A 4,051-nucleotide genomic window follows, 5' to 3' on the forward strand; every position below is an offset into this window, starting at 1 on the left:
GCGTGCCGGCGCGCAGCACCTGCCACCAGTAGACGGCGCCTACGAGCTGGTTCGCCACCAGGATCCACCAACACACCCGGAGCCGCCGCCACATCCGCGGGTCGGCGCCGCGCGGCCCCCGCCCGATGCCTTCGGCCGGCTCGATCTCTCGGAGGTAGACGGGCAGGTAGAGGAGGTTCAACCCCGGGATGACGCCGCACGCCGCCATCACCCACGTGTTCCTCGGGTCCCCGCCTCTCTCCGAGTATGCGAGGTCGCGGGCGGCGAGCAGGGCCCGCACCGCCGCGACGAGCAGCACCAGGGCCGACACGAAGGACGCCGCGTACGCGAAACGCGTGACCCACGACGTCACCGTTTCCACCCACCACGCCACGGTCTCGCCCCGCATCGCGACGAGGAGGACGTAGCGGCCGAGCCCGAGGACCGCGGCGATCGTGCCGAGCAGGAGGAGCACGCGGGCGGCGGTGTCGAGGAATTCGAGTCGGCGACCGACGACGCCGCGCGGGGTCTCGGGGGGCATTTGGGTTCCGGCGTCTGCGGGGGCGAAGCCGGCTGCGAGCGTCGGCAGCCCCCAGCCAGGATTGCGCCCGTAGGCGGGGCTGGGATCGGAGCGGCGGAGGAACTCCTCGCTGGCCCGGCGCTCGCGGGCCTGCTCGGCGGCCTCCTCCGGGGAGGGCGGGGCGCCGGGAGTTCCGTACGGGGGGTGCGCGAGCCAGCGCCAGCGCTGCGCGCCCGCCGGTCGGCGAGTCTGCTGCTGGGTTCTGAGGGGCTGCACGAACCCATGCTGGCACATCGTCACTTCCGCGCGGCGGCGGATGGAGGTCTGCCCGCTATCGCGCGCTTGCCAGAGCCGCCACTTATTCGGTCTCGACCACCTCGCGCCCCGGGCCACGCCACACGAACAGCGCGACGAGCAGCGCCATCACCACCGCGGTAATCACGAACGGGACGGGGATGATCGGGTCGACGAGGACCAGAACCGGCACGACCCATCCGAAAGCCCCGTCCGGCAGGAGGAGGGCGAGAACCCACAGCAACTGAGCGCAGGCGACCCCGACTGCTCGAACGACGTGGCGAACCACGTGGAGTTCATCCACGCCCACCAAATCCCGAAGAACACCAGGGCGAAGTGGAGCACCCCGTCCACGACGTGTCCCTCGCCCAGCGTGCCGCTGAGCGAAGTCGAGGCGGTGCCGACGGCCACGACGAAGACGAGGTCGAAGAAGAGCTCGAGCATCGACGCCGTGCGGCCGGACTTGCCCGGGTCCCGCGGCCGCATCGGCAGCAGCCGGAACCGGTCCTCTCGCTGCTCCGTATCTTCCATGGTTCCCTCCACTTCGACGTAGCAGCCAACTCACACTAACGGCACGGCGCGCGCTGCACGCCGGGCAGGAATCCGCCTACGCTTGAAGCTGTCACGGCGGCACAGGAGATCCCTCCGCCGCGCCCATCCACGACACATACCGATTTGAACAATCCGAGGAGAAACCGTGAGCACGAGAACCGACGGCACCATCGAACTCCGCGTATTCACCGAGCCCCAGCTGGGCGCGGACTACGCCATGCTCCTCGAAGCCGCGAAGGCCACCGAGGAACTCGGCTACGGCGCGTTCTTCCGCTCGGACCACTACCTCAAGATGGGCGACGTGAGCGGCGAGCCGGGCGCCACCGACGCGTGGATCACGCTCGCCGGGCTCGCGCGCGACACCTCGACAATCCGTCTCGGCACCCTGCTCACCTCGAATACCTTCCGCCACGTCGGCCCTCTCGCCGTCTCCGTCGCTCAGGTCGACGCGATGAGCGGCGGCCGTGTCGAACTCGGCCTCGGCGCCGGCTGGTACGACGACGAGCACAGCGCCTTCGGCATTCCCCTGCCCACGGTGCGCGAGCGATTTGACGACCTCGAGGACTCCCTCTCCGCGCTCGATGCGTGGTGGTACCCGGAGTCCAGCGACCGCTCGGCCACGTTCGATTTCTCCGGCCACCGCCTCGAGCTCACCGATTCGCCGATGCTTACGCGACCGCTGCAGGAGCGACTTCCGATCATCGTGGGAGGCCACGGAAAGAAGCGGACCCCGAGCCTGGCCGCGCGCTTCGCCGACGAGTTCAACGTCCCCTTCGCCTCGGCCGCGGACACCGCGCGGATCAACGCCAACGTCGACGCGATCTGCGCCGAGCAGGGACGCGACCCGAAGACTCTGCTGCGCTCGGCCGCGCAGGTCGTGTGCTGCGGGGAATCCAATGCGGAGATCGAGCGCCGCGCCGCGGCCATCGGGCGCGAGCCCGCCGAGCTACGCGAGAACGGGCTCGCAGGCACGCCCGAGGAGATCATCGCCAAGGCGAAGTCCTACGCGGCGGAGACCGGGATCTCGCGCATCTACCTGCAGTTCCTCGATCTGCGGGACCTCGACCACCTCGCGCTCGTCGCCGAGAAGGTCATGCCCGAGCTCTGAGCCGACGTGGCGGGCGGCCCGGCGATTACGTCGCCGGGCACCGCCCTCCCCCGGGTTCTCCGAACGACAGTCCCCCGACCCCGCGCTCAGCCGATCGGGCAGGCCACCCCGGTTCGCGCGTGGCAGTCGTAGCCGTTGGGATTCTTGAGCAGATACTGCTGGTGGTAGTCCTCCGCGTAGTAGAACTCGCCGGAGCGGACGTCCGAGAGAAGGCCCACCTCCGTCGTCACATCCGAGAATCCCTCTTCCGCGAGCACGGCCTCGTAGCGCTTGGCCATCGCCTCGGCGGTGGCCAGCTGCTCGGGGGTCGTCGCGAAGATCGCCGAGCGGTACTGCGTGCCGATGTCGTTCCCCTGGCGGTTGCGGGTCGTGGGATCGTGCGACTCGAAGAAGGCCTGGAGGACCTGTTCGGTGGAGATGACGGCGGGGTCGTAGTCGACGAGCACGGCCTCCGTGTGCCCCGTGGACCCGGTACAGGTCTCTTCGTAGGTCGGGTTCTTCGTCCAGCCGCCGGCGTACCCGGCGGCCGTGGTCCACACGCCATCGAGCTGCCACATGCGCTTCTCGGCGCCCCAGAAGCAGCCGAGGCCGAGGACGATCTGCTCGTGGCCCTCGGGGAACGGGCCGCGCATCGGGTTCCCCGTGGCGAGGTTCGCGGGCGCGACCGGCATCTCCGCGTCGCGGCCCGGCAGCGCATCGGCCTCGCCGACGACCTCGGCGGGAGCGAGGTCCACGCGGGAGCGGAGCATCGCGGCGTTCAGTGAATTTTCCAACCAACTCATGTCCCAAAGGCTACTCCCGGAGCGCAAACCGGCAGGTCGGGAACTCTAGCGGTCGTCGGCGTGGGTGGGGTGCGGGCGGGGTGATCCGCGCTCGTGTGCAGATCGAAACGAAAGTGTGATCCTCGCCCCGAACTGCGCGCGGGCGCAACCTTCCCGTCTGGCCGAATTTCGCTGTGGCAAGCGCCACATTTTCGTTTCCGCCCGTGGCACCCGTTCGTGGTTCGCTACAAACGTAGAGTCAGTGGACAATCGCTTGCAGATGCAAGCGAATTGCCAGGTTGACGGCTTTAATTCCGCTTGCTGATCCGCCGGAGTTCTTTGGAAAAGCTTCGACGGTGGCATTAAGGTCTGTGTAGCCCGGAAGTCAGGAAGGACCCCTCATGTCGTCTTCGATGCGCCACGTCTCCAACGGCGAGCAGCGACTGCGCAGTCTGGTGTCCTCCGATTCGCACTCTCAGACCTACTCCGCGAACGATCAGGAAGCCGCGCAGCGCAACCGTCAGCTCGTCACGGGCAGCATCGTCGCCGCCATCGCCCTGGCCATCCTCATCTTCCTGATCGTCCTGTAGTCACTTCCCTTACAGCACCCTGACCAGCGCATATTCCCCCTTTCTGCCAAGTCTCGTTTTCCGCCCTATGGTGGGTAACGCAAGCGACACTCCCCGGAGCGGGTCGCGATCGAACATGCTTCCGCGACGCGCACCAGGGATCCACAGACGACAAAGACGGCAATAACTCATTGCAGAGAGGACTCCCCATGGCCGAGTACACTCTTCCGGATCTCGATTACGACTACGGCGCTCTCGAGCCCCATAT

Annotated in this window: 5 protein-coding genes and 1 pseudogene; 2 read left to right on the forward strand and 4 right to left on the reverse strand. The window is 67.9% G+C overall.

Annotated elements, in window-relative coordinates; genetic code table 11:
* From V7E05_RS13825 to V7E05_RS13835, 3 genes and pseudogenes are all read right to left on the reverse strand, one after another.
* Positions 1 to 775: DUF4328 domain-containing protein (locus V7E05_RS13825; protein WP_333620213.1), on the reverse strand; the 775-nt coding region annotated here is incomplete at its 3' end.
* A gap of 82 nt (positions 776 to 857) precedes the next feature.
* Positions 858 to 1,097, reverse strand: coding sequence for a hypothetical protein (locus V7E05_RS13830; RefSeq protein WP_333620217.1), 240 nt, complete (start codon positions 1,095 to 1,097; stop codon positions 858 to 860).
* A 20-nt stretch (positions 1,098 to 1,117) separates the two neighbouring features.
* Positions 1,118 to 1,324 (reverse strand): annotated as a pseudogene (locus V7E05_RS13835) (low temperature requirement protein A); the annotation flags it as partial.
* Positions 1,325 to 1,490: 166 nt separating this feature from the next.
* Between V7E05_RS13835 and V7E05_RS13840 the strand changes: the two are divergent.
* The gene (locus V7E05_RS13840; RefSeq protein ID WP_333620214.1) at positions 1,491 to 2,453 is read left to right on the forward strand and encodes a TIGR03560 family F420-dependent LLM class oxidoreductase; all 963 of its coding nucleotides are present in this window, start codon (positions 1,491 to 1,493) and stop codon (positions 2,451 to 2,453) included.
* 86 nt (positions 2,454 to 2,539) lie between these two features.
* On the opposite strand, the gene msrA is transcribed toward V7E05_RS13840, so the two are convergent.
* Positions 2,540 to 3,235, reverse strand: a complete 696-nt coding sequence (gene msrA / locus V7E05_RS13845) for a peptide-methionine (S)-S-oxide reductase MsrA (protein WP_442891688.1) — start codon at positions 3,233 to 3,235, stop codon at positions 2,540 to 2,542.
* Positions 3,236 to 3,615: 380 nt separating this feature from the next.
* Here msrA and V7E05_RS13850 point away from each other — a divergent pair, with 380 nt between their 5' ends.
* The gene (locus tag V7E05_RS13850) at positions 3,616 to 3,804 is read left to right on the forward strand and encodes a hypothetical protein (protein ID WP_333620215.1); all 189 of its coding nucleotides are present in this window, start codon (positions 3,616 to 3,618) and stop codon (positions 3,802 to 3,804) included.
* The last annotated feature ends 247 nt before the right edge of the window (positions 3,805 to 4,051 follow it).

The organism is Dietzia sp. (genome assembly GCF_036741115.1).
In the GTDB taxonomy this organism is placed as follows: Bacteria; Actinomycetota; Actinomycetes; order Mycobacteriales; family Mycobacteriaceae; genus Dietzia.

Excerpts from the sequence above, each read along its gene's own strand:
- msrA (WP_442891688.1), bottom strand. The coding sequence starts at position 3,235 with ATGAGTTGGTTGGAAAATTCACTGAACGCCGCGATGCTCCGCTCCCGC.
- V7E05_RS13850 (WP_333620215.1), top strand. The coding sequence starts at position 3,616 with ATGTCGTCTTCGATGCGCCACGTCTCCAACGGCGAGCAGCGACTGCGC.